The 24,835-nt window shown below is 68.0% G+C and carries 16 protein-coding genes and 2 pseudogenes; 9 read left to right on the forward strand and 9 right to left on the reverse strand.

All coding sequences use genetic code 11. The features are described 5' to 3' along the window. Positions 1–359: 359 nt before the first annotated feature. From ACP4E5_RS30145 to ACP4E5_RS30160, 4 genes and pseudogenes are all read right to left on the reverse strand, one after another. On the reverse strand, positions 360–4,589 hold the full coding sequence (locus ACP4E5_RS30145) for a SpaA isopeptide-forming pilin-related protein (protein WP_425834096.1): 4,230 nt from the start codon (positions 4,587–4,589) through the stop codon (positions 360–362). Between the two features lie 284 nt (positions 4,590–4,873). Further along, positions 4,874–5,476, reverse strand: coding sequence for a class F sortase (locus tag ACP4E5_RS30150; protein ID WP_425834098.1), 603 nt, complete (start codon positions 5,474–5,476; stop codon positions 4,874–4,876). 175 nt (positions 5,477–5,651) lie between these two features. Beyond that, positions 5,652–6,542 (reverse strand): DUF7927 domain-containing protein, encoded by an 891-nt coding sequence (locus tag ACP4E5_RS30155; RefSeq protein ID WP_425834100.1) that lies wholly within the window; start codon positions 6,540–6,542, stop codon positions 5,652–5,654. Positions 6,543–6,924: 382 nt separating this feature from the next. After that, positions 6,925–7,390 (reverse strand): annotated as a pseudogene (locus ACP4E5_RS30160) (hypothetical protein). Between the two features lie 585 nt (positions 7,391–7,975). Between ACP4E5_RS30160 and ACP4E5_RS30165 the strand changes: the two are divergent. Then, a pseudogene (locus tag ACP4E5_RS30165) lies at positions 7,976–8,479 on the forward strand (transposase); the annotation flags it as partial. Between the two features lie 36 nt (positions 8,480–8,515). Here the strand turns inward: ACP4E5_RS30165 and ACP4E5_RS30170 are convergent. Continuing rightward, positions 8,516–9,814, reverse strand: a complete 1,299-nt coding sequence (locus ACP4E5_RS30170; protein WP_425834102.1) for an ISL3 family transposase — start codon at positions 9,812–9,814, stop codon at positions 8,516–8,518. Positions 9,815–9,977: 163 nt separating this feature from the next. Between ACP4E5_RS30170 and ACP4E5_RS30175 the strand changes: the two genes are divergently transcribed. The 3 genes from ACP4E5_RS30175 (at position 9,978) to ACP4E5_RS30185 (ending at position 13,564) form a co-directional block, all read left to right on the forward strand. Next, positions 9,978–10,586 carry a TetR/AcrR family transcriptional regulator gene (locus ACP4E5_RS30175; RefSeq protein ID WP_425834104.1) on the forward strand — a complete coding sequence of 203 codons (609 nt, stop codon included), beginning with the start codon at positions 9,978–9,980 and terminating at the stop codon, positions 10,584–10,586. Positions 10,587–10,726: 140 nt separating this feature from the next. Next, positions 10,727–12,079, forward strand: a complete 1,353-nt coding sequence (locus tag ACP4E5_RS30180) for a flavin monoamine oxidase family protein (protein ID WP_425834106.1) — start codon at positions 10,727–10,729, stop codon at positions 12,077–12,079. Positions 12,080–12,340: 261 nt separating this feature from the next. After that, a complete protein-coding gene (locus ACP4E5_RS30185; protein ID WP_425834108.1) occupies positions 12,341–13,564 on the forward strand; it encodes an MFS transporter in 1,224 nt (407 codons plus the stop codon). Between the two features lie 83 nt (positions 13,565–13,647). On the opposite strand, the gene ACP4E5_RS30190 is transcribed toward ACP4E5_RS30185, so the two are convergent. Then, positions 13,648–14,877, reverse strand: a complete 1,230-nt coding sequence (locus ACP4E5_RS30190) for a PucR family transcriptional regulator (protein ID WP_425834110.1) — start codon at positions 14,875–14,877, stop codon at positions 13,648–13,650. Positions 14,878–15,240: 363 nt separating this feature from the next. Between ACP4E5_RS30190 and ACP4E5_RS30195 the strand changes: the two genes are divergently transcribed. The 5 genes from ACP4E5_RS30195 (at position 15,241) to ACP4E5_RS30215 (ending at position 21,961) form a co-directional block, all read left to right on the forward strand. Continuing rightward, entirely contained in the window at positions 15,241–15,423 is a 183-nt protein-coding gene (locus tag ACP4E5_RS30195) for a hypothetical protein (protein ID WP_425834112.1), read from the forward strand. A gap of 312 nt (positions 15,424–15,735) precedes the next feature. Further along, the gene (locus ACP4E5_RS30200) at positions 15,736–17,304 is read left to right on the forward strand and encodes an alkyl/aryl-sulfatase (protein ID WP_425834114.1); all 1,569 of its coding nucleotides are present in this window, start codon (positions 15,736–15,738) and stop codon (positions 17,302–17,304) included. A gap of 49 nt (positions 17,305–17,353) precedes the next feature. Further along, entirely contained in the window at positions 17,354–19,336 is a 1,983-nt protein-coding gene (locus ACP4E5_RS30205; protein WP_425834116.1) for a GMC family oxidoreductase N-terminal domain-containing protein, read from the forward strand. Then, positions 19,333–20,811 (forward strand): aldehyde dehydrogenase family protein, encoded by a 1,479-nt coding sequence (locus ACP4E5_RS30210; RefSeq protein ID WP_425834118.1) that lies wholly within the window; start codon positions 19,333–19,335, stop codon positions 20,809–20,811. The genes ACP4E5_RS30205 and ACP4E5_RS30210 overlap by 4 nt, the downstream gene beginning before the upstream one ends. Before the next feature lie 400 nt (positions 20,812–21,211). Next, positions 21,212–21,961 (forward strand): transposase family protein, encoded by a 750-nt coding sequence (locus ACP4E5_RS30215; RefSeq protein ID WP_425834080.1) that lies wholly within the window; start codon positions 21,212–21,214, stop codon positions 21,959–21,961. Between the two features lie 287 nt (positions 21,962–22,248). On the opposite strand, the gene ACP4E5_RS30220 is transcribed toward ACP4E5_RS30215, so the two are convergent. The 3 genes from ACP4E5_RS30220 to ACP4E5_RS30230 all read right to left on the reverse strand — a co-directional run bounded on the left by ACP4E5_RS30220 (position 22,249) and on the right by ACP4E5_RS30230 (position 24,685). Next, positions 22,249–22,545: a WhiB family transcriptional regulator gene (locus ACP4E5_RS30220; protein ID WP_425841759.1), complete on the reverse strand. Its 297-nt coding sequence runs from the start codon at positions 22,543–22,545 to the stop codon at positions 22,249–22,251. 263 nt (positions 22,546–22,808) lie between these two features. Then, entirely contained in the window at positions 22,809–23,804 is a 996-nt protein-coding gene (locus tag ACP4E5_RS30225; RefSeq protein ID WP_425834120.1) for a hypothetical protein, read from the reverse strand. Beyond that, positions 23,801–24,685 (reverse strand): ParA family protein, encoded by an 885-nt coding sequence (locus tag ACP4E5_RS30230; protein WP_425834122.1) that lies wholly within the window; start codon positions 24,683–24,685, stop codon positions 23,801–23,803. Before ACP4E5_RS30230 ends, ACP4E5_RS30225 begins: the two co-directional genes overlap by 4 nt. Between the last annotated feature and the right edge of the window lie 150 nt (positions 24,686–24,835).

Here is a 24,835-nt window from a genome sequence, read left to right on the forward strand (position 1 = left end):
GCCCGATACCGGTGGCTGCGACTACAGGCATCGTGTCGCAGGACGTACGACTTGCGTCCCTGGAGACTCGGCTTCAAGCAGTATGGCCTTCGCCGTATCACGCGGGCCTCGCACAGCAGGGGAACCTCACACCCGTCGGCGGGCCGTGTCCGGGTCGGTGTCCTGCGTGGGATCAGGTATGACCGAGTCGCCAGGGCGGACGGTGCAGTTCCAGGCGATGACCCCGCTGCAAGACTACGAAGGCGGCGTGTGGGGACAGGCGGACAGCCCGCCCACCGTGGTCAACGGTGGACGGGCCGTCCGTGTTGTGTGTCAAACGGGAGGAGGCTAGCTCCGGCCCCGATGGTTTCCCTTGCGGGTTACTTCTTCTTGCCCTTCGGCGGGACCCGGTCGTGGTGCAGGGCCAGCTTGTGGTTGTGGTCGCCGTTGCACGTGAGGACCATGGTGACCAGCTTGCGGGCCATCAGGTACCCCTCGGGGACGTCGGTCTCGCGGAAGTAGTAGCGCCCGTTGTCCAGGCCCTTCCAGGTGCACTCCGCCTTGGAGTTGGTAGCGCAGCCTGTCTCGATGCGCTTGTCCTTGTCCTTACCCTTGACCTGGAGGCCCTTCTTGTCGTTGGTCTCCTTCCAGAGCTCGACGACCGCGCCGGACACCGGCTTCCTGGTCTTTGCGTCCTTGGTGACGATGGTGGCGTCGTGCTCGTGGCAGTGCCTGAACACCTTCGCCTGCGTCGGGTTGTCGGGGTTTAGCGTGAACATCTTGCTGACCGTCGACTTCGGGGCCTGGTAGTCCTTCGGCGCCATGGTCTCGGTCAGGTAGTAGCTGCCCTCGGTCAACTTGTTCCAGGTGCTGCAGCCGCTCTTCCTCGTGGTGAGCGTCTTCTGCACCTTCGTGTCGGCGTTCGCGCCTTGGCGCTGCAGCCCCTTCACGCCGTTGGTCTCCATCCACACCGCGTGCTTAGCGGTGGCCAGGGGCTTCTCGGAGCCCTTGACGACCGCGCAGGCCTTGGCGGTGTAGGCCGGCTTGTTGTGCGGGAAAACAACCTGCTCGTACGGGTTGTCCGCCGACAGTGTCACTGGCTTGGAGGTCTTGTCGACCGTCAGGTCGTAGCCCTTGGGAAGCTGCGACTCGTACACGTAGTACGTGCCGCCCGGCAACTCCGTCCAGTCACACGTACCCGCCTTTGTCGGTTCGCCCTCGGGCGAACCGTCGGCACCGGCGGTGTCCGACTCCTTCGTCACACAGTTCTCACGGACCTTCATGTCCGGCTTGTCTCCGGACGACTGCAGGCCCTTGACACCGTTGGTCTCTTCCCAGACGCGGTACTCCGCGCCCGGAAGCGGCTTCTTGGTGCCCTCTTCGATCGCGACCGAGGAGAGAGCGAACTTCTCCGTCGGCGCGCCGACCGGCTTGTTGTGCGGGAACTCCACACGCTCGTCCGGGTTCTCGGTGTTCAGCGTGACCGGCTTGGACACCTCGTCCGCCGTCAGCTTGTAACCCTCGGGAATTTGCGCCTCGTACGCGTAGTACGTGCCCGCGGGCAGCTCCGTCCAGGCACATGCGCCCGCGTCGACCGGCTCGCCCTCGGGCGTGCCTTCGGCGCCCTTGGTGTCCGACTCCTTCGTGGTGCACGCCTTGCGGATCTGCTTGTCCGGGTTGTCACCCTCGCGCTGCAGACCCTTCTCACCGTTGGTGTCCTCCCAGACCTGGTATTCCGCACCCGGTAGGGACTTGTTCGTGCCTTCCTCGAAGGCACGCGAGGAGATCTGGAACTGCGGCTCGGCTCCCGGCTTCTTGTGTGGGATGACGACCTCGTCGGTCGGGTTCTCCTTGTTCAGGGTCACCGGCGCCGGCGGATTGTCGCCCACGACGTCATACCCCGCGGGAACCTTGGACTCGTAGACGTAGTACGTGCCCTCGAGCAGGTTCGTCCACCGACACGTGCCGGCCTCGGTCGGTTCGCCGTTGGTCGAACCTGTGGCACCGTCCGTGGCTTCGGCCTTGGTGGTGCAGGTGCCCCGGACCTTCATGTCAGGGGTGTCGCCGTCACGCTGCAGGCCCGGCTCGTCGTTTGTCTCCTGCCAGACCTCGTGGTCGGCGTCGGGCAGCGGCTTCTCCGTGCCCTCCTCGTTGGCAACCGAGGACAGCGAGAAGAGCGGCGACTTGGAGTAGTCGTTCGCGGTGCGGTACTCGCGCTTCTCCTCGTCCAGCGGGAGCTTCGGCGAAACCTTGGACGCCGGCTCTTGGTAACCGACTGGGGTCTCCGGGTAGTCGACGTAGTAGTCACCGTTCGGCAGCTCGGTCCACGAACAGACGCCCTTGGCGTCCGTCTTCTGAGCCTCGCCAACCTGCTTGTCCGGGTTGTTCCCCGACGTCTGCAGGCCATCTTCGCCGTTGGTGTCCTCCCACAGGCGGCACGGAACGTCCTCGATGGGCTTCTTGGTGTCCCGGTCCGTCGTCGTGGACGTCGCCGTGTACGGCTTCTCGGTGATGAACCCGAAGTCGTAGCTGTGGTTGTTCTCGCCCGCCTGGCCCGTGGTGAAGGAGTACTCGGGGTACTTCCCACCCTTGGGGACGGTGCCGTTGCTGTCGATGAGTTCGTTGTCGCCGGCCTCGGCCTTCGTGACCGACATGCCCGCGAGTGGGCCACCCGCCTCGTAGTCGGCCAGCGCGTCCACGGCGACGCGGTAGTCCGTCTCCGGCTTCCACGCCTCGGCCGGCACGTTCTTCATGAGCGTCGAGTCGAAGTAGTACTCGCCACGCGCACTGGTCTTGGTCGTCGCGATGACCTTGTCGTCGGCATCGTAGAGGTTGACCGTGGCGCCCTTGACCGGGTCCTCGCCCGGGTCCTGGATGCCGTCCTTGTCGGTGTCGATCCAGACCCGGTTGCCCACCTGCAGCGGGGCCAGGTCACACAGGACCTCGATGTCGGCCATGCCACCGGACTTGCCGAACGAACTGGTCAGCTGATTGCCGGGGTTCTGGGCCGTGCGAGTGCCGTTGGCACGGTCCAGCCAGCCGGTACCACTGGTGCCCACCTGGTCGTTGGCGTCCATGGAGGTGTTAGCGATGGTGCTTTCCACCTTGGAGAGCGCGATGCCGCCCATGGAGACTTCCTGGTGGGCTCCCTTGATGCGATGCTCACCCGGGTAGTACTCCTTGACATTCGCGGCCTCGCCGCCGTTGGTGGACGCCTGACCGTTGTTCTTGCAGCCGCCGTTGGCATCCATCACGAACGTGCCGCCGGCGCCGGGACAGGCCCGGTTGATGTCACCGGTGGCGAATGTCTGCATGACGTTCTTCGGGTTCGACCCCCACTGGATCTGGAGGCCGCCCTGGTCGCCGTACCGGTCCCGGAAGCCGAGCACCAGGTCGCCGTTGGTCTCCGGGACGATCTCGGTCAGCATCGGCATCGGCTTCGCCGAGCTCTTGCCGCCAGGAACCCCCTTGATGGCCTCGCCGAAGGTGATGTCGTCACGCCACGGCAGCCAGTCGCCCGGGACGTTCATGCCGGACTGGGCCTCGCCGCGCGGGAACGTCAGCGGCTGGTTCAGAACCGGAGCGCTGAACGCTCCGGTTGCCGCGTCGAACGTCATGACCACGGCGCGCAGGTCGGCTCGTTGCTTGCTGGTCTCTGCCGAGCACACACCACCGACGTACACCTTGCCGTCCTGGACACCGAGGCCGGCAGGGTGCCAGTCCGCAGCGGAGGCGCAGCCCGGGTCTGGGATGGCATAGCTCGCCTTGGGGGCGTCCGCGGTCTTCTGGGTGGCGTCGTAGACGTAGAGCTTCTTGTCGGCAAGGTTGACGACGTAGAGTTCGCTGCCGTCCTCGCTCACCTCTACGTCACCCAGCGATTCGCGGCCCACGGCCGTCCGGAATCCCCAGTCCATGTTGGTCTGCGGGGCGTGCTCGGTCGATCCGGCGTTCGGTACCTTGGTGAACAGCGAGGTCTCCCCGCTTGCCCGGTCGGTCAGGTAGACCCCGCCGGGACCGCCCGGTCCATAGGCCGTGGCTCTCTTGGCATACGCGCCGCTGAAGATCCACCGCTTCTGCTTGCTGTAGCCGATGCCGTAGACAGCTCCAGTCTGGTCCTCGCGCGCGAGATCAGTGGTCTGGTTGTCGTTGCCGCGTGCGTTGTACGGCTCGGTGAGCAGGGTCCGGTCGCTGGTGTCGGTCCCGAAGCGGTTGTTGGGGACCGTGCTGTTATGACAGGCCGTCGCCAGCAGAGCGTTCTTCTGGCAGAAGTCGCCCGGATTCCAGAATCCGGTCGTCATCTGCACGTTCTTGCCACCGGACAGGTCGACGAACTCCTCATTGGAGGACAGCTTCGTCGGCGCCCCTGCCAGGCCCTCGACACTGGCGAAGGCCGGAGAGTACACCTTCGGGTCAGGGTTATCCGCCTGCACCCGGTATCGCCCGCCGGTCAGTTTTGTCCCAGGGGCGAGGGTCGCTGTGCCGTCAGCGCCAGTGGCACCGGTGACCTGGTTCCCCTTGTCATCGGTCAGCGTGACCTTGACATCGCTCCAACCGGGTTCCAGTGCGTTGTCCCATGCCCCGTTGGCGTTCACCTCGTGTACTACGCGCACGGTCACTGTGCCGTCCCCTGTATCCGCTGCGCGGGATTGCGCTGTCGCGGATGCAGGCATGACGCCGCCCCATGCAGTGGCGGCGGCTGTGAGCGCGGCCAAGGGGGTGGCGGCGCTCCTGAGCCATCTTGGTTGCACTAAACCATCCTTGTCGTCTGAGCCTATGCGAGTACGCTACGGATTCGCATAAGGACTACGTGAAGGCAATTTTTGTCTGCGAGTGGTGAGACATTTCGCGCCGTTGCCACGCATTCATCAGTCGCGCGACGCAATAGCCGGTTCTATCAAAATCGGGATAGTCGGTTTTCTCCCGGTTTAGATTTCGCGTGGATTCGCCCGGCGCTCCCGGTGACGTCGGTCATGCGGGCGTGCACCAGGAGATTGCTCTGATAGCTGTGAGTCTTCTTGTCGTACGGCGGTGCGCAGGTGATGACCCACAGGCCGGGACTCCCGCTTCTGTCCAGCACCTGGCCGGTGGGGAAGTCCTTGGTCCTGACGTACTTCCGCTCGTCGACGGTGAAGTGCGCGGTCCGGCCGTCAGCCCGCCGCACGGCGAGCCTGTCTCCTTTGCTCAGTTCGCTCAGCCGGAAGAAGATCGACCGCTGTTTGTCGGAGTCGACATGTCCGGTCAGGACGGCTTGCCCCGGCTCTCCGGGACTGGCGCTGCCCTGATACCAGCCCGCGGTGTTGAGTTCCCTCTTGGCCGGCACTCCCAGCGAACCGTCCTTGGCCAGTCCTATCGGAACCAGCTTCGCGTCAACTCCAATGCTCGTGACCGTCAGGTTCTTCGGCTGAGAGTGAGGCAGTGGCGCCTGTGTCGGGCGGGCGCGTTCTTGTGGGTCCGGCCCCGAGCACTGAGTGATGCCCAGCGGAACGGCCAGCAGCACAGCGACCGCACTGAGCGTCCGAGCCAGTCGCTGTTTGCGGGTGAGTGGCCGCGGGAGCCGATACGTTCGGACGTTCCAGGCATCCCTGGTTGGCTGCCGGGGAAGGCTCGGGGCCGGTCGGTGGCGCATGCCGAGACCGGCCGGGGAGCCTTCCCCGAGCTGCCTTTCACGTAGGTCAGTCACCGGTCCGGCGGCGTCGCTTGATGACGCCTCGACAGATCATGGCTGCGGCCCCTGTCAGCAGGGCAGCGGCTGCGGCCATCGAACCCGTGCTGGGGTCCTCGGCTTGGGCCTTCTCCGCGACTGTGGCTGCCGCCAGCTCCTGGGCTGCTCCACCACCGCCCGCGTGTGGGGCGGTAACGCACGGCTTACCGTCCGGTCCGACCGGACGTCCCGCCCCGCCCTGCGCCGCATCTCCGTTTGCTGCCTGCGGCGGGCAGGCCTTCGGGGGTGTCTCAGCAGTGGCCGGAGGCTTCTGGACATCCTGCGAGGGCGGCTGCTCGGTCTGCGGTGCCTGCACGCTCACGGTGCAAGACGTTCCGGCCTCTCCCGAGCTGGTGGACTCGCTGGTCTCGCTCGTGGCGTCGCTCGACGCGCTGGTGTCGTAGGTGCTGGAGCAGAGCGCCGAGGTCTTGCCCATCCACGAGGCAACGGCCTGGTTCTCGAGCACGCCCTTGTCCGGCTTGGGCGTGAGCACATACGTGATCGTGGCCGTCTCGTGGGCTCCAATGTCCCCCTCCCACGTGACTACGCTGTCCTCCCGGTGCACGACCCCCGTGGTGGACGACACCTGCTGCTTGAACTCGGCGTCGTCCAGGACGTTGCTGAGGTTGTCCTCAACGTGGACCCCCTGGGCGGTCGTCTCCGACTTGTTGGTCAGAGTGATCTGATAGTGATACTCGACCTCCGCGCCAACAGTCTCTTGTGTGAGCTTCTTTGACATTTGGACCGTGTCCTCCGGACCGTCCTGCGCGGAGGCCGCAGAGGCGCCTCCGGCGAGTGCGATCAGGCCGCAGGCGGCGAGAGCCGCACTGCGCAGGGCTACTTGTCTCGCTCTGTGTTTCATGACGATCATGAAATATGATGAATGGCCGTATATCCACTCTTAGCGAGAATTTACGGGCCCAATAGGTCGTTTTTCACCCGCACAGTGTAACGCACAGTCACATCAGGCTCATGTCTACGATGACTGGCACCGTTCCGTCAGTGCTGCCGTGACGTGCGAATTCTCGTATATATGCGGGTTCATGACCCGGCATCAGGTCATCGGACAGCCCTGCTAGCGTCACGCTCCGTACATACGGGCTGTCGCATGCCGCCCAGCAGCCCCTCTCCGCTGACCTTGATGTCCGCGGGGGCCCCAGGCATCTCACGGTGCGACCGCTCGACCCCCTGGGGTCTCCCTCAGATGTAACAACCGTGCCTGCAGAGAGAGTTGGGGTCATGCCTCAAGAATCGGTGCACCGTGACGCAAGCCGCACTCGATCGTTGCACTGGATGGCTCCGGTACCGCATGTCGCTTCCCCCGTCACACCGGCCGGGGCCACAAGTGCCAGGCCCACCCGCTGGCCCCTTTGTCTCCGGGGCGGGAGGACAGGCCCGTGACGGTCCCGCCCCGGTCCCTCTTCGCGGTCGACGTCGAAGTCGACTTCATCGGCAGCATGGAAACGGAAGATCGCCAATACATCTGCACTGGGCCAGACCCGCCGGGCGGGACAGCACGGCCTCCGCCCGGGGCGCTGGAAGCACCGTCTCTCCCTCGGAGTACTGGCACTTCCAGCCCTTCTCCGCGACGAGATCGAGGACCGTCTGCCAGTCCTCCACCGAGGCATCCGGGACACGCACATCCGACAGCGACCCCATCAAGTCCGGGTCGAAGAAGCACTTCACGTCATCCCACAGCAGATCAGCCACCCCGCCAAGCTGCCCCGGCTCACCGACTCGACGCACCCCCGTTTCCTTGACCAAAGACCGTGAGTCTTCATCTGGCTGGTCCGGGTCCGGCTGGCAGGGTTGACGTCGGTCGCCTCGTCGTGGTCGTGGCTCGTGACTAAAGTGGCCCCTCTAGGGTGCCTTGCCTATGAACTGCCGGACTATGGCGGGCGACCGGCGCCGACCCGGCCCACCTCGGAGGCCTGATAAGAAGCCTGCCCGGCCGCAAAGGGCCGTGGCCCGTCACAGTTTTGCCTCGAAGTGACCTCTCCCGGGCACAGCGTCGGTCCGCAGCGACCGGGACCACTGCCGCACGGAGAGGGACCGTGATCGCGTGAACACCATTGTCGCCCACACGCTGTCGCAGGTTCCTGAAGACTGGCTCAGTCAAGATTTCCGTGAACGGCGATCATGCTTCTGTGCGCCGGTGAGGGAGTGTCCAATAGACGGCGGATCCGATGACCAAGGAGACGCCAGATGAGCGAGACCATCACCGGGCCGGAGGCCGTGGAGGAGCCGGCCGTCGAGTCGGCCGCGGAGGCGGTGTCGGACGAGCAGTTGATCGCGATGCTGGTCGACCGTGCCCGCTCCGACGGGCTGCAGCTGACCGGTGCGGGTGGACTGCTGCAGCAGCTGACCAAGCGGGTCCTTGAGTCCGCTCTGGAGGGCGAGATCACCGATCACGTCGGCTACGACAAGCACGACACGGCAGGCAGGAACAGCGGCAACAGCCGTAACGGAACCCGTTCGAAGACCGTGCTGACGGATGTCGGCCCGGTCGAGGTGAAGGTGCCCCGCGATGTGGCCGGGACCTTCGAGCCGCAGCTCGTGAAGAAGCGGCAGCGCCGGCTGACCGGCGTCGATGAGATGGTGCTCTCGCTGTCCGCGAAAGGACTGACGCACGGGGAGATATCGGCTCACCTGGCCGAGGTGTATGGCGCGGAGGTGTCCAAGCAGACCATCTCCACGATCACCGACGCGGTGATGGAGGGCATGGCCGAATGGCAGTCACGTCCGCTGGATCGCGTCTATCCTGTGGTCTTCGTGGACGCCATCAACGTGAAGATTCGGGTTCTGTCGACGATCTTGTGATCCATGGGTTCGGGGTCACCGTGCGAGCAGGACGCGTTTGCGTAGGAGATCGAGGCCGGCCCGACCGAACATCTGACGTTTCAGCATCTTCAGCCGGTTGATATTGCCTTCGACGGCGCCGGAACTGTGCGGCAGGGAAAGTCCGTTACGGACGGCATCGAAGTCACGGCGGAGATTGCGGGCAAAGCCTGCGAGCGGGACCAGGGTGTCCTGTTCGGCGTCAGCGATCCAGCCCTCGAGGCGGTCGCCGTGGAGTCCGGTCATCATCGCGGCGAACTTCCTGACATGCAGAGTGAGCCGGTCGAGCTCGGGATCCCGTTCGCGCAGGTGGTAGAGCTTGTCGGCATCCTCGTCCCGCAGGTGCTCGGGGTGGGTCATGATCCAGGAGGTGACCTCGCGGACCGACGGCGGTTTCGGACCCGGCAGGGGTGCGTGCCCGCGCCCGGTTCGGTAGCGTCGCAGATGACGCTGAACAGCCAACTCGCCCCCTGGATAGTCGAGTTGCTGAATCTCCCGGTGGAGCTGAGCGGCGTTTCTGATGCCTTCGTTCCAGCGCCGGTGCAAGTGAGGGACGTACGGATCGACGATATGTGCCCGCTGCAGGCTCTTGGCTACGACATCGTCCGCAGAGCGGGCGTCGACCAGCTTGCGGACGGTGGCCTGGTGCAGCCCGAGCTTCCGCCCGATCGCCGCCTTCGACATGCCCGTGGCCCACAGCTCGTGGACGGCGGCGTGCTGCTCACGCAGCCGAGTCACGATCTTCAGCTCCGAAGGTGGCTGAACTTCCTCCGGCTCCGCCCCCAGGGCATCAGGGTTCTCAGCGGCGCTCAGCGCCGGCTCGGCCAGACGGGAGCGATAGGAATTCACCGACTTCTCGACCGCCTGGCCGAGGTTGGCCCACAGGTGATAGCGATCAGCGACCTGTTGGGCCTGTGGTGCCCCGAGTCGCGCGCCCTCCGCGTATCCACCGGAGCGGTCGCGGCAGATGGCGTTCACCTCGGGGTGGTCGCGGAGCCAGGCGGCCAGATCCTCACCTTCGCGGCCGTCGTAGAGGTGCAAGGGGCGGTGGGTGGCCATGTCGATGAGCACGGTGCCGTAATGACGCCCCTTACGGAAGGCGAAGTCATCAACACCAAGTGTCGGCGTACACCTGCTCGTACCCCGACACCGAGAGCACGTAACGCACGCGAGCGTCTTGCTGGACATGCTCTCCGCGTAGCTCTGAACTGATCGGATTCCCTCCTGGTTTCGTTCCGCAGGTTGCGCGATGACGCACGACGTGGAGTGCGTGGCGATCCTGGAGCCTGCGGACAAGGGTCGCTGGCCTGTGGAGCTGCCGGCAGGGTTCGGTGGTGACGCTTGACCTGGCGGCGCTGGTCCTCATGGGAGGCGATCCGTGCGTGGTCGGTGGTGTGCATCGGTGATGTCTTCGACATCGTGCGAGAATCTCGTACACCCGACCAAGTTGAGGTTTGAGATGGGCTACGTCAAGGCTTCGGTTCGCAGCGCCCAGTTGATTCGGGCCGCACGTCGGGTGCTGGCCCGTGAGGGCGTGCTGGGGGCCACGCTGCGGGCGGTCGCCGCGGAGGCCGGCGTGCCGCTGGGGACGGTCACGTACGTGTTCTCGTCCAAGGAGCGTCTGCTCCAGGCGGTCATCGAGGACGTCACCGATGAGATCGCGGACATCCTGCAGGACGCGGCGGACACCGACATGGGGCTCGAACACGCGATCCGGGCCGGCCTTGAGGCGTTCTGGACCCGCCTGGTCGTCGAGGACCGGCCGCTTCAGCTGATGCAATATGAGCTGGTCATCTACGCGCTGCGCACCCCCGGCCTCGAGCACCTCGCCCGCTGGCAGTTCGAGCGCTACTGCAGGGTTGCGGCTGCCTGGTTCCACGAAGCCGCGGGCAAGGCCGGTGAGGTCAGCGCTGTCCCGTTTGAGGCTCTGGCGCGCGTCCTGGTTGCCGCCGTCGACGGGATCATCCTGCAGTTCCTGAGCGACCCGGACACGACGCGGTCGCGCCGTGACCTCGCCCTGACGGCCGACATGCTGATCGGCCTGGCGAGCGTGCGGTCGCTGGCCTGAGCGTCCGTCCGCGGACCATCGGGCGGCGGGTCGCGCGGTGCAAGCCGACAAGTTTGCCGATCGATGGGTTGTGCTGCCTCCGGAGGCGTCGCTAGCGTCCCGCCAGAAGTTGGACGAGCGTTCTACTTTCTGGAGGGTGGATGCCTGACGTCGATGTGGTCGTGGTCGGAGCCGGACTGGCGGGACTCGCCGCGGCGCGTGACCTGGCCGCGGCGGGACGGTCCGTGGTGGTCCTGGAGGCCCGGGACCGGGTCGGAGGCCGGACCTGTGGCGGCACGCTGAGCAACGGCGTGCCGGTCGAGATGGGCGGTCAGTGGGTGGGGCCCACCCAGGACGTGGTCCTGGAGCTGATCAAGGAGCTCGGCCTCGAGACATTCCCCAGTTACGACGTGGGAGAGGCGGTCACTGTTCTGCCCGGCGGGGAGCGGGTCCGCTACGCGGACGAGACGTTCGGTCTGCCGTTGGAGACCGCAATCGAGGTCGGCCGGCTGCAGGCCGAGATCGACGGGCTGGCGCAGACCGTACCGCTCGCGGCGGCCTGGGACGCCCCGCGCGCCGCCGAGCTGGACGGGCAGACGCTGGATGCCTGGCTGACCGCGAACACCTCGGACCCGCTGGCCCGCCGCTTCCTGCTGCTCCTCGTCCCGGCCCTGTGTTCCGCGGAGGCCGCGGAGATGTCCTTCCTGCACTTCTTGCGGTTCGTCCGGGGCGGGCACGGGCTCAACCGGCTGGTCTCCACCACCGGCGGCGCCCAGGAGGCCCGCATCGTGGGCGGCAGCCACCTGATCGCCGAACGCATGGCCGCCGCGCTCGGCGACCGGGTGCGTCCGCACTGTGTGGTCCGCACCATCCACCAGGAGGAGGGCCAGGTCAGGGTCGAGTTCGAGGGCGGTGAGGTCACCGGCAGCCGAGTGATTGTGACGCTGCCGCCGACGCTGGCCGGCCGGGTCCGCTATGTGCCGCCCCTTCCGGCCAGGCGCGACGGGCTCACCCAGCAGGTACCGGCGGGTCACGTCATCAAGGTGCAGGTCGCCTACGACGCGCCGTTCTGGCGTGAGGACGGGCTCAACGGCTTTGCGCTCAGCCTGACGGACGAGTTCAACGTCGTCCTCGACAACTCCCCGCCGGACGCCTCCTGCGGTGTGCTCGTCGGGTTCTTCGAGGGCGCGCACGCCCGTACGGCGGGCCGCCTGAACCCCGACGAACGTCGCCGGCTCGTCGTCGACACGCTGGTGAAGTACTTCGGCCCGCAGGCCGCGCAGCCGTTCGACTACGTGGAACGGGACTGGGCCGAGGAGGAGTTCACCCGCGGTTGTTACGGGGGCCGGCTGGGGGCGGGCGTCTGGACCCAGTACGGCAAGGCCCTTGCCGAACCGACCGGCCGCATCCACTGGGCCGGATCCGAGACCGCCGAGGCTTGGAACAACTACATGGACGGGGCGATCAGCTCCGGCCGCCGCGCCGCCCACGAAGCCCTCGACGCGCTCTCCTGACGTGCACGGGCGGCATTGACGGGTGCCGTCAACCCTCCTTCTGCGGGGGCGACTTCGCGCCCGTCCTGTCGCCGCCCGCGTACTGATCCGCGTGACGCTCCGCGTATTGATCCACGTGACGCTCCACGTACCGGTCGGCGTTCCGCTCTGCGTACTGATCCACAGAACTGCACTCACGATCCGCCGCGACATCATCCGTCGTGGCGGCACCTCTCCGTCGCCGGCCCACCGCTGCGCGACATCCGCGGTTTGGAGTTCGACATGCACGTCAACAGTCGCTGGGGCGTTCTCGCGGCGTTCTCCCTCGTAGCCGCGGCCACCCAGATGGTCTGGCTGACCTTCGCTCCGGTCACCACCGTCGCCACCGAGCGGTACGGCGTGTCGCAGGCCGCGATCGGCTGGCTGGCCAACGTGTTCGTGCTCGCCTTCGTCGTCCTGGCCGTCCCCGCCGGGTTCCTCCTCGACCGGCACCTACGTGGTGCGCTGATCCTGGGCGCGGTGCTCACCGCGGCCGGTGCCTGCCTGCGACTCGGCGGGGACTCGTTCACCTGGATGATGGCCGGAGGCGTCATGGCGTCCCTGGGCGGGCCGATCGTGCTGACGGGCATCGTCGGGCTGAGCCGGAGCTATCTGAGGCCCGAGCATCGTCCGGTGGGGATCGCGGCCGCGACCGCGTGCACGTGGGCCGGGTTCGTCGTGGCGTTCCTGCTGCCCGTGTTCTTTTCCACCGTCGGCAGCCTGCCATCGCTGATCGCGGTGCATGCGGGGTTCACTATGGTCGCGGCAGTCGCTCTGGTGGTCGCCCTGCGCAGGCCGGCGCCGTTCGAGGGCGCCGCGCGCGCCCGGCGGGCCGGGCTGCGCGATGTGGTGACCACGTGGCGCAGCCCGGTCATTCGAAAGCTGTGCCTGTTCACCTTCGTCCCGTTCGGGATCTTCGTCGCCTTGACCACCTGGACCCAGGCACTGTTGGAGCCCCAGGGAGTCTCGGTCGGCGAGGTGGGGGTGATGGTGATTGCCTGCGTGCTCGCTGGTGTGGTCGGAAGCGCCGTGATCCCTGTCCTCGCGGCCAAGCGCGGCACGCAGATCCGGATCTGCCTGATGGGGATCGTGGCGGCCGTCGTCGCTTGTGCCGCGCTGGGGGTCGCGCCGGGCTTCGCGGTCGGCCAGGTCGGCCTGACCGTCGCCGGCCTGGCGTTGCTTCCGATGATGGCCATCGTCCTCGAACTCGTCGAACAGCACTCCGAAGGGGGCGACGGGATCGCTTCCGGTCTGGTCTGGACGCTCGGCAACCTCGGCGGACTGGTCGTCAGTACCGTCGTCGGCTTCACGCTCGACAGCACCCTCGTCTCCTACCTGCTCATGGGGGCGGTCGGACTCCTCGCCCTACCGGTCCTCGCCGGGGTGCGCGCACCGGTGGCAGCGATCGCCGCCGTGCGGCCGGGCGATGGTCCGGGGGACGAGGCGGTTGTCGGTGGCCGGTCGTGACATGACAGCTTCCGCCGCCGTCCGCTCCAGCCGGCCCGCCGCCATGCAGCGCACGGCGGCTACGGAAGATGTGCCCGTCGGTGTCACCCGGTGTCGTTGTTCCGGTGCACGTCGAGGGTGAGCGCCGCGGCGATCTCCGCCAGCGCGGTGAAGGAGGAGAGATCCGTGTCGAGGAGCTGCCCGATCCTGCGGAGTCGGTTGTTCACGGTGTTGGTGTGGACGTTGACGGACCGTGCGGTACGGGCCCGGTCCAGGTCCTGAGCGAGCCAGGCGCGCAGGGTGGCGAGCAGCTCCGGATGTGCGCGCAGCGGAGCGAGGCGCGCCGTGAGGACGGCCTGCGCGGGCGAGGGGCGGGTGAGCTGGAAGGCCAGCGCGTGGTCGGCGATCCGGTGGACTCGCTCGTGGGGGATGCCCCCGGACGCGCGCGCCAGCCGGATCAGCTCCGCGCCGGTCAGGGCCTGTTGGGGCAGCTGGGGGAGTTCGGCCGCATCGGTCAGTGAGACGACGATGTCCAGGCGGGTGTCGGTGCGCACGGCGAGGTGAAGGACGCGCGCCCGTTCGGCCACGGCGTCCTGCCCCTCGTCCGCGGCCACCGGCAGCAGCACCTGGCCGCGGTCCGCGTCGAGCACCGACAGGGCGCCGTGTCCGCTGTGCCGGCTCAGTGCCGTGGCCAGCAGCCTGACCCGGCGGCGGGCGGCGACCTGGCGCGAGACCCGGTCGCCCGGCGGGGATGCCAGTGGGGGCGGATCGAGCGTGAGGATCGCGTAGCGGGACGCGAGCGTCAGGCCCAGGCGTGCGGCCTCGTGCCGGGTCTCCTGCCCGGAAAGGAGAGCCTGTGCGATCAGCCGGCCGGCGCCCAGCTCCTCGTCGCGCAGCGCCGCCTGCCGGGCCTGATAGCTCTCGGTCACGGCCCTTACGGCGACGTCCTGGAACGCGGCGAGCTGGTGGCCGAGATAGCCGAGGCCCGTGAGGAGGTCGTCGCCCGCCGCGTCGATGCAGGCCTGCCACAGGACCCTGGCGGCGTGTGACCAGTTGTGCAGGACCAGGTCGAGCGGCATGCCCTCCTCGGCGCGCTGTGCGGCCCGGCGGCGCGCCAGGTCGAGATCGGCGTCGGAGAGCTGTCGGCCCGAGTGCATCAGACGCAGCGCGGTCGAGTAGTAGCGGCGGGCGGTCAGGGGCAGTTCGTGACGGGCGATGTCCTCGGGCATCCCCTGGAGCAGCGGGTCCTGGCCGCTGTCGCGGGCGATGGCGTCGATGTGCACGCGGACCCGGTCGAGGATGGCGCGGGCGTCCGGCGGGGGGACCGTTGTCACGGCGCTGTGCCTCCGTTCGGCGGTGTGGTTGTGGTCCGGACACAACCACACCGCCCTTCGCTGTCTCTTGACCTCATTGTTCGTGGTCCGGGGTGACCCTACTGTGGTCCGCACGCACAGGTGCGGGGGCCTCAGAGCCGCTGCGGATGCCCGCCCTGAGCCGGCCTACCGCGCTCCGCGTCAGGTCCCACGGCCGGTGCGCCCCGAGGGCGGTCGCCGCCACGGCCGGTGCGGCCACCGGACGACACCCGGTGTCGAGGGGACCGAGCACGGCCCGGAGCCGTCGAAGCCCGCCGAATCCCGTTGTCCGACACCGAGTTCGAGGCTCCTGGGCCTCATCCCGCACCACTGGGGAGTCCATCCGTGCCCAACCTCGCCGTGCTGCTGGAGGACGTCCTCAGCGAGCACCCCGATGTCGCGCCGCCGGCCCTCGTGAAGGATCCCCGCCTGATCGACTTCCGCGACGAACTGCCGCTCTCCGGCACCGGAAGGACCCTCAAGACCGCCCTGCGCGACAGCGACCGTCCCAGCGAGGTGACCTCATGAGCACGATCCCCCCGAAGCGGCCTACGACGCACACCCGCGCAGCGCAGCGCGGCGTCCGCGCCCGGCTGCCGCACACCGACGAGCGGCGCGCCGACGCGCTGCGCGGCCTGATCGCCCCGCTTGACCCGCAGACCGTCACCGCCGCGGACGGCCGGGCCGTGTGGGACCTGGAGCCGTACACCTTCCTCGACGACGCGGAGCCCGACAGCGTCCACCCCGGCCTGTGGCGCATGGCCGGCCTGAACCGCATCGCGGGACTCTTCGAGGTCGCCCCGCGCATCCACCAGAATACGCGGCCTCGACATCGCCAACATGACCGTGGTCACCGGCGACGAGGGCTACATCGTCATCGACCCCCTTGTCTCCGTCGAATGCGCTGCCGAAGGCATGCGCCTGGTGCGCGAACACCTCGGCGCCCGCCCCGTGACCGCGGTCGTCTACACGCACAGCCACGTCGACCACTTCGGTGGCGTGAAGGGCGTCGTCGACCCCGAGGACATCCGCTCCGGGCGCGTGGCCGTCGTTGCGCCCGAGGGGTTCATGGAGCACGCCGGCCGCGAGTACGTCTACGCCGGCAACGCCATGTCCCGCCGCTCGCACTACATGTACGGCATGACCCTGCGCCCTGGGCCGCGCGGCCTGGTCTCCACCGGCCTGGGTACCGCGGCCTCCACCGGCACCGTCACCCTGCTCGCCCCCACCGACCTGATCTCCCGCACCGGCGAGGAACGCGTCCTCGACGGGGTGCGTTTCACCTTCCAGTTCACCCCGGGCGCCGAGGCTCCCGCCGAGATGAACTTCCACCTGCCGCAGCTGCGCGCCCTGTGCATGGCGGAGATCGCCTCCCACACCCTGCACAACCTGTACACGCCCCGCGGCGCCGAGGTACGGGACGCCGTCGCGTGGAGCCGCTATCTGCACGAGGCCCTTCAGCTGTACGGCGACGACAGCGACGTGCTGTTCATCAGCCACCATTGGCCCGTGTGGGGCCGGGAGCAGATCGCCGACTTCCTCGCCAAGCAACGCGACCTCTACCGCTTCCTGCACGACGAGACACTCCGCCTGGCCGCACACGGCTTCACCATGGACGAGATCGCCGAGCGCGTCGAACTCCCTGAGGAACAGGACCAGTTCTGGTCCAGCCGCGGCTACTACGGCACCGTCCACCACAACGTGAAGGCCGTCTACCAGCGTTACCTCGGCTGGTTTGACAGCAACCCGGCACACCTGGCCCCGCACGAGCCTGCCGAGGCGGCCCGTCGCTACGTCGACTTCATGGGCGGCGCGGACGCCGTGCTGGCCAAGGCGCGCGAGAGTTTCGAGGCCGGTGACTACCGCTGGGTCGCCGAGGTCGTCCACCATGTCGTCTTCCATGACCCTGCCAACGACGCGGCCCGCGCCCTCCAGGCCGACGCCCTCGAGCAGCTCGGCTACCAGGCGGAGTCGGCGCCCTGGCGCAACTTCTATCTCACCGGAGCCGACGAACTGCGCCACGGGATACCCGACTTCGCGCCGACCGTCCTCAACGCGGACGTCCTGGACGCCATGACGTCCGACATGCTTCTGGACTATCTCGCGGTGCGCCTGAACGGTCCCAAGGCCGCCGGCCACCGCATCGACGTACGGCTGCACATTACCGACACCGACGAACGCCTCGGCATCTCCGTGCGCCACGGAGTGCTGGTGCCGGCCGCCGCAGACGACGCGCCCGACACCAGCCTCACCCGCTCCACGCTGGCCCTGCTGTGCCTGGGGGCGCTCACCGCCGAACAGGCGCACGCCGACGGCTCGGCCACCACCGAAGGCGACCGCGAACCACTTGCCGCCCTGCTTGGACTCTGCGACACCTTCCGGCTCAACTTCCCCATTGTCACGCCCTGACGGGGCGCGGTCACGGCAGTACACCTTCGATTTCGAGGACCGGAGTGACATGAATCCTGAACTGACCCCCGAACGGCGCGCCACCCTGCGCGCCGTCTGCGACACAGTCGTCCCCGCTCTCGACGTGAGCCCGGACCCGTACGGCCTGTGGGGCACGTCCGCCACCGCGCTCGGTGTCGATCAGGCCGCCGAGCAGGTGCTGCGCGGCCTCGACGCGACCCAGCACGCGGGCATGTGCGCGCTGCTCGACGCCCTCGCGGGCGAGCGCCTGGAGACCCGCTCGCAGCCTTCGCGTGAGCAGGCGCTGCGCAACCTCGCGTTGTTCGGCGGTGCCGCGGCCGCCGCCGGCGTCGGCGCCCTGACCACCGTGATCCTCTTCCTCACCTACGGCGGAGCGGACCCCTCCTCCGGCAGCAACCCACTGTGGGAGGCCCTGGGCTACCCCGGCCCGCGCCCCGTCCCGCACACCCCTCCGCAGGGCCCCGAGTGCTACCAGCCTTCCCTTGGTGAGGAGTTGACCTGCGACGTCGTGGTCGTCGGCTCGGGTGCGGGCGGCGGCGTCATCGCCGGAGAGCTGGCCGCGCAGGGCCTGGACGTCGTGGTTCTGGAGGCAGGCGCCGACCGCCCCGCGGCCAGCATGGACATGCTGGAACTGCCCGCCTACCAGTCGATGTACTGGCGCGGCGGCCCCACCGCCACCGCCGAGGGCAACCTCACACTGCTTGCCGGACGGGTCCTCGGCGGCGGCACCACCGTCAACTGGATGAACTGCCTGCGTACCCCTCCACAGGTGCGCGACGAATGGGCGGCGGCCGGCCTCAAGGACGTCGCGGAGGACTTCGACGTCCACCTCGACGCCGTCTCGAAGCGGATCAACGTCACCGACACCTGCTCCGACCTGAACGGCGTTCACGAGCGCATGCTGGCCGGCGCCGAGGCGCTGGGCTGGCGCTCCGCGCGGGCCGCCCGCAACGTCAACCCGGACCGCTACAGCCCCGAGACCGGCGGGTTCATAGGTTTCGGCGACCGCAGCGGGGCGAAGAACTCCACCGCGGCCACCTACCTGACCGACGTCGTGGCCCACGGCGGCCGCCTGGTGACCGACTGCCACGTCGAGACCGTCCTCGTACGGGACGGGGCCGCGTACGGAGTCACCGCACGGATCGCCGACGCTTCGGGGACCGGCCACGAGATCACGGTGCGCGCCTCGCAGGTGGTCGTCGCCGCGGGCGCCCTGGAGACGCCCGCCCTGCTGCTGCGCTCGGGCATCGGCGGCCCCGCAGTCGGCCACCACCTGCATCTGCACCCCACCCTCGCCACCATCGGCCGTTACGGCGAGGATCTGCGGGCCTGGTGGGGCCCGCCGCACGCGCTCTTGGTCGACGAGTTTGAGCCGGCGCCGGACACGGACGGATTCGGTTTCCGTATCGAGGGCGCTCAGTATGCGCCCGGCACCATCGCCTCGTCCGTCGAGTGGCGCGGTGCCGTCGCGCACAAGGAAGTGATGGCCGACTGGCGGGAGTACGGCGCCTTCCTGGGGCGCGTGCGCGACCGCGGGGCGGGCCGCGTCACCCTCGACGCGGCCGGACAGGCACACGTCACGTACCCGCTGGACGACGCCCTGGACCTGGACAACCTGTACCGCGCACTCGCGGCCGTCACCCAGCTCCACGAGGCCGCGGGCGCCGCGGAGATCTCCGTGCTCGGTGCGGGGGCCCCGCAGTGGCGCCGGGGCGACGACCTGCCCGCCTACCTCGACCGGCTCGCTCGGCAGTGCCTCGGCGCCGGCGGCGTCAAGCTGTTCTCCGCCCACCAGATGGGCTCGGCGCGTATGGGCGCCGACCCCTCCGAGTCCGTCGCCGACCCCTCCGGGCAGCTCCACGACACCCGCGGGGTGTGGATCGGTGACGCCTCCGCCTTCCCGACCGCCAGCGGCACCAACCCGATGCTGTCGGTGCTCGCCCTGGCCCACCGCACCGCGCGGCGCATCGCCGCCACCGCCTCCGACACCACCGCGAAGAGGACCCCATGACGACGCCCGACGTGGCCCTGGAGCCGACCGCACTGTCCACACCGACCGCGCACTACATCGACGGGACCTGGTACGCCACGCCCGGCGCGGCGACCATCGACGTCGTCAACCCGGCCACCGAGGAGCGTGTGGGGCAGGCCCTCGCCGGCACCCGCGCCGACGTCGACCTCGCCGTCGCGGCCGCCGCCCGCGCCTTCCCCGCCTGGGCCGCCACGCCTCTCGCCGAACGCCAGGCACTGCTGCGCCGCCTGTACGCCGAACTCGACGCGTGCGCCGACGATGTGGCCGCGCTGGTCACCAGCGAGCTCGGCGCGCCCGTCATGGTGTCCCGCGCCATCCAGGTCGGGTTGCCGCTGGCCACGCTGTCCGCGACACCCGGACTGGCCGACGAGATCACCTGGCGGGAGCGCACCGGAAACTCGCTGATCGTCCGTGAGCCGGTCGGCGTGGTGGGCTGCGTCACGCCCTGGAACTACCCGCTGCACCAGATCGTAGGCAAGATCGCCGCAGCGCTCGCGGTCGGCTGCACGGTCGTGGTGAAGCCCAGCGAGATCACGCCGCTCAGCGCGCTCGCCCTGGCGCTGCTCGTGGACCGGGCGGGCTTCCCGGCCGGCGTCTTCAACCTGGTCACGGGCACCGGCCCCGAGGTCGGCGAGGCCCTGGCGGGACACGGGGACGTCGACATGGTGTCCTTCACCGGCTCCACCCGCACCGGGCGGCTGATCAGCGAGGTGGCCTCGGCCACCGTCAAGCCGGTCGCGCTGGAGCTCGGTGGCAAGTCGGCCAACATCGTCCTCGATGACCTGGACGAGTCGGCCTTCGCCCGGGCGGTCACCGACGGTGTCGCCAAGTGCTTCCTCAACTCGGGGCAGACCTGCTCCGCCCTGACCCGCCTTCTGGTGCCCCGCGCCCGCCTGGCCGAGGCCGAGGCGATCGCCGAGCAGGCCGCGGCGGCCATGACGGTCGGCGATCCCCTGGACTCGAAGACAGTCCTGGGTCCGCTGGTCAGCGACGTCCAGCGGGAGCGCGTCCGCGCGTACATCCAGCGCGGCGTCGACGAGGGCGCCCGCCTCGTGACCGGCGGTGCGGCGGCCCCCGACGGATTGGAGCGCGGCTACTACGTCCGCGCCACGGTTCTGTCCGACGTACGACCCGAGATGACCGTGGCTCAGGAGGAGATCTTCGGCCCGGTTCTCGTCATCCTGCCGTACGACGGTGTGGGCGAGGCCGCCGAGCACGCCGCCGTCGAGGTCGCGAACGGGACGCCGTACGGCCTGTCGGGCGGCGTCTGGTCGGCCGACCCGGAGCGCGCGCTGCGGGTTGCGACCCGGATGCGCACCGGCCAGGTCGAGATCAACGGCGCGGCGTTCAACCCGCTGGCACCCTTCGGTGGTTACGGCCAGTCCGGGCACGGACGTGAGTACGGCGTCCACGGCCTCACCGAGTTCACGGTGGTCAAGTCCATCCAGCTGTGACGTGCTGGCGCACCGCACACCCACGGGGTGCCCCCGGTGACCGCCGCCCGACAAGGACGCTCTCACCAGGGTGCCTGCCGAGTCGGCACTGAGCGCGGTGCCGGTGTTGCCACGCTGCGGAGCGGCCGTGGTCTTCACGTTCGAGTACTGCTATGCCGTGAGGAGTGTGCCTTGCGCTGGCGCTCGTGCACCTCCTCGCAGCACTCAGGCGGGTTCCTCGAGCAGCGGCCGTGCTTCACCGATCGCACACGTGACGGTGGAGCGGTCGACACTGAGCGTTTTCAGTGCGGTCACCGATCGGGTGATGGGGGCGGTGTGACGTCGGGGCGCGCAACGGGCAGGGCTCCCGTGCCGTTGAGGGAGGTGTTCGACGTCTCAACTCAGCAGCACAGGAGCCCTGTTGGTTCCGTATCCTGCCGTACTCGACCTGCCTCACGCCCTGGTCGAGTGGCTCACGATGCTCATCGTCACCCGCGAGGGTGACCGGCGGTGCAAACTCCCGCCGCACCGCCGCGCGCTGGTCGCACTTGTGTACCTGCGCCGCCATGACACCCTCGCCCAGATCGCCGCGGCCTTCGGGATATCCGTCGGCACCGCCCACGCCTACGTCAGCGCGGTCGCCGGCCTGCTCGCCGAGCAGGCACCGGGCCTGCTGAAGACGCTGCGCACGCACGACCCGGACTTCGTCCTTCTGGACGGCACGCTCGCAGAGTGCGACCGCGTCGGCGACGGCCGGGCCGACTACTCGGCGAAACACAAGCGGCACGGGGTGAACGTGCAGGTCGTCACGGATCCCACCGGGAAGATCCTCTGGCTGTCGCCGGCGCTGCCGGGCCGGACCCACGATCTGACAGCCGCTCGGATCCACAAGATCCTCCGGATCTGCGAACGCCAAGGCGTCCCCATCCTCGCTGACATGGCCTACATCGGCGGCGGCGACTGGGTCACCACCGCCAAGCGCCGCCCGCCAGGCGGCGAACTCATACCCACCGAGCAATCTGCGAACCGCGCCCTGGCCGCAGCCCGGGCACCCGTCGAACGAGGCATGGCACGACTGAAGTCCTGGCAGATATTCCGCAGATCCCGCATCAGCCCCAACCGCATAAGCGTCATCACCAAAGCCGTCCTCACCCTGGAGAGGCAACGCTGAAAACGCTCACTGAACCAGCCGGCCAACACGTCGTGGGTGGCGTCGTGCCGGAGATGTACGAGCGAGGCCAACAGGCGGTCAACGAAAGCCAGTTTGTGTTTGGCCCCGGCGCCGACGGCCCTGCGTTGAGGGTGTGCAGCGAGTGCCGTCTGGTGGCGCTCGTGCCGCGACGGGCTGATCTCTGCCACGAGTTCAGCGATCACGTCGGGCGTCAGCCCGGTGATCCGCTGGCTACGAATGATCGCTGTACTCGCACGGTTCTCCACCACACGGATCAGGATCAACGATCAAGGCGTCGACGCGCCACCGTCAGCCAAGCACGAGCCCGGTAGCTCGGATCCCAACGCCACGTCGCTCTCGTCGAGCTTGAGAGGTCTTCCGTAGACGCTCCATCCGCGTTGTTCCGCGGTTTTCCCGCCCCAGATACCGAATCTTTCGGGGGCTTCTTCAGCGTGCGTAATGCACTCCACCGCCACGGGGCAACGGGCGCAGATCTGCCGTGCCTGCGCGGCGGGCCCCCGGCCCGTAGGGAAGAACAGTTCTGCGTCCTCGTCTGCGCAGGCACCTCGCCAACGCCACTCCATCACGGGCAGTTTGTACTCCCACTAGAACGTGCCTGGTTCCCGTGCAGGACGGCGTATGAAACGGGCGAGGACTCGGCCCCAGCGAGGCCGTTGACAGGCCGTTACCTCACGTGGAAGGAACTCAATACAGTATTCGGCGTCAACGTATGCTCGGCAAGATGACATGCCGTCGTGTTCACAGGTCCGTCCAGATGAGCATGAACGGCTGCTTCTGTTGGCCAGGGCGGGTAAGTAATCGCGGCCTTCTGGATTCGTCCCAATATTCAGTGCATGCTGCTTCCGGTCCACGTGGTGACACAGTGTTCGATCTCGTTGAGGGTCGACCTAATGCCGTCGATGAGCCGCTGAGTGCGCTCGGGATCGAGGCTGCGAGCTCGGCGCACTGCGGGCTTACGCAGCCTGCGCGTGGCGGCCTGAAGATCCGTCAGAATGACGGCGAGATCGCTCAGGTCGATGCCAGGATCGGCAGATTCGGCCGGACTGCTGGATTGTTCAGCCGGCTCCCCAATTGGGGAGCCGGTGTTTCGATGAGACTGGAGCGACGTGATCGCGTGAACTTGCTCCGTTCCGCCCGCCATGACCTGACTATGAGCCCCTGCGCTGGGATCATCGCTGTTCCGCGCAGGTGGAGCCATGGTCTCGCGGACCAACTGTTTGATCGTCCCCGCGTCGGCCTTGTCAGGAATGGGTGGGAGCTGCTTGACGACCCCCGCGACGACCTTCGCCGTGACGCGCTTCTTTCGAGCCTGTTGGACGCGGGCGATCGCGTCGTACACGTTGGCGGCTGCCTCGCTGCCGGACTGATTCTTGATGGAGGTGAGTTCGCGGATCTGACTCTCGCGCGGGGACCAGCCTCGGCTGTGCAGCAGCTCGCCAATTCGCCACTCGTCCATGAGCCGGTGCATCTGCGTCTCGGAGATCTCCCACTTTTTCCAGACGAATTCAGCGAAATTGCCGTACCCGGAATTGCGGAACAAACGGCCGGTCTTCATTGATTCCAGGCTCTTGCCAGCGACCCAGAACGCAGTCTGCAAGTTCGCCATGCCGGCCTCGCAGGCCTCGAGGGCGTGTTGCTCCTCGACGGAAAGTTCGCCGTCTCCCGCAGGAGGTCGGGGTACAGGAATCGACTCGAGGGTCGTACCGACTGGTGCCTGCACCACGACCTGAGCCTGCTGCATCACAGTCGACGCGTTCGCCTTCAACAAGCCGCCGCCGGCCGATGTGGCAGACGCGCTGTTAGCGCTGAACAGCCCGCTCATGGGGTCACCTCCATGCAGTACTCGTCCATCTCCTGGGCCAGCGAGGTCATTTCCTTCGCCAGCGGGACGATCGACTCGGGGACCACGTCCTCGCGCTTCGCGCGGCCGGCCGCAACGTCGTACCCCTTGGGACTGCACGGCAGCATCTCGGCGTATTCCCAGAACATGAGCCCCAAATTGCGTGCATTGGTGGCAGGAGTCTCGCGGTAGCCGACCACAGTGTCCAGGACCGGGGTGTCGTCGCCCAATAGCTCCGCGATCCGGATCCTCGCCTGCTCGTGCAGGGCGGTGGCACGCGGGTTGGAGCCGTACAGGAATGCGCCAGCGACCCTGAGGTCCGAGTTGACCTGCTGTTGCACCAGGTGGAAGTTCCGGCCGATACGCTCCATGCCGCGAATGGAGGAGATGTCCGAGCGTGTGGGCACGACCAGCTTCCGTGCTGCTGCTGCGGCCAGCTGTTCCAGAGAGTCGTTCTCCGGAGCGGAGTCGATGACGATCTGGTCATAGGCGGGTGCGATCGGAGCCAGCGCACGGGCCAGAGCCAGTACCACTCCGATGCCCTCCTGCATCATGCGCACCATAAGCAAGTTGATAATCTCTCCGACACCTTTGCCGCCCGGGACCACGTCCAAGTTGGGGCGCACTTCGCGGACCGGAACGAGTGGGGTGCGGTCGAGCAGTGAGTGATACAGACCCCACCCGTCCAGTACCGATTTCCCTTCTGGCTGGTCGCCCTTGCCGAACCGTTGGATCCCGAGGTCATCGTCGTCCTGGCTGGTGACGCAGACGAGCAGCGTGCTGCGACCACGCGCGGCGTGACTGGCCGCGTAGTGAGCTGCCACAGTGCTCTTGCCGACGCCTCCCTTCCCTGTGCCGATCATCACCACATTCCGCGGGGGTTCCACCTGCGGGGGCATTGCACTATTGAGCACTGGTCGTCTCCTTCTGTGTCTGCTCGGGCGTCCCCCTGAAGGCGCGGTATGCAGCGCCTTGGCACACCTCAGCCCGGGGGATTGCCGGACTTCAGAGGC

The sequence above is a fragment of the Streptomyces fractus genome (assembly GCF_049844455.1).
Lineage (GTDB): Bacteria > Actinomycetota > Actinomycetes > Streptomycetales > Streptomycetaceae > Streptomyces > Streptomyces fractus.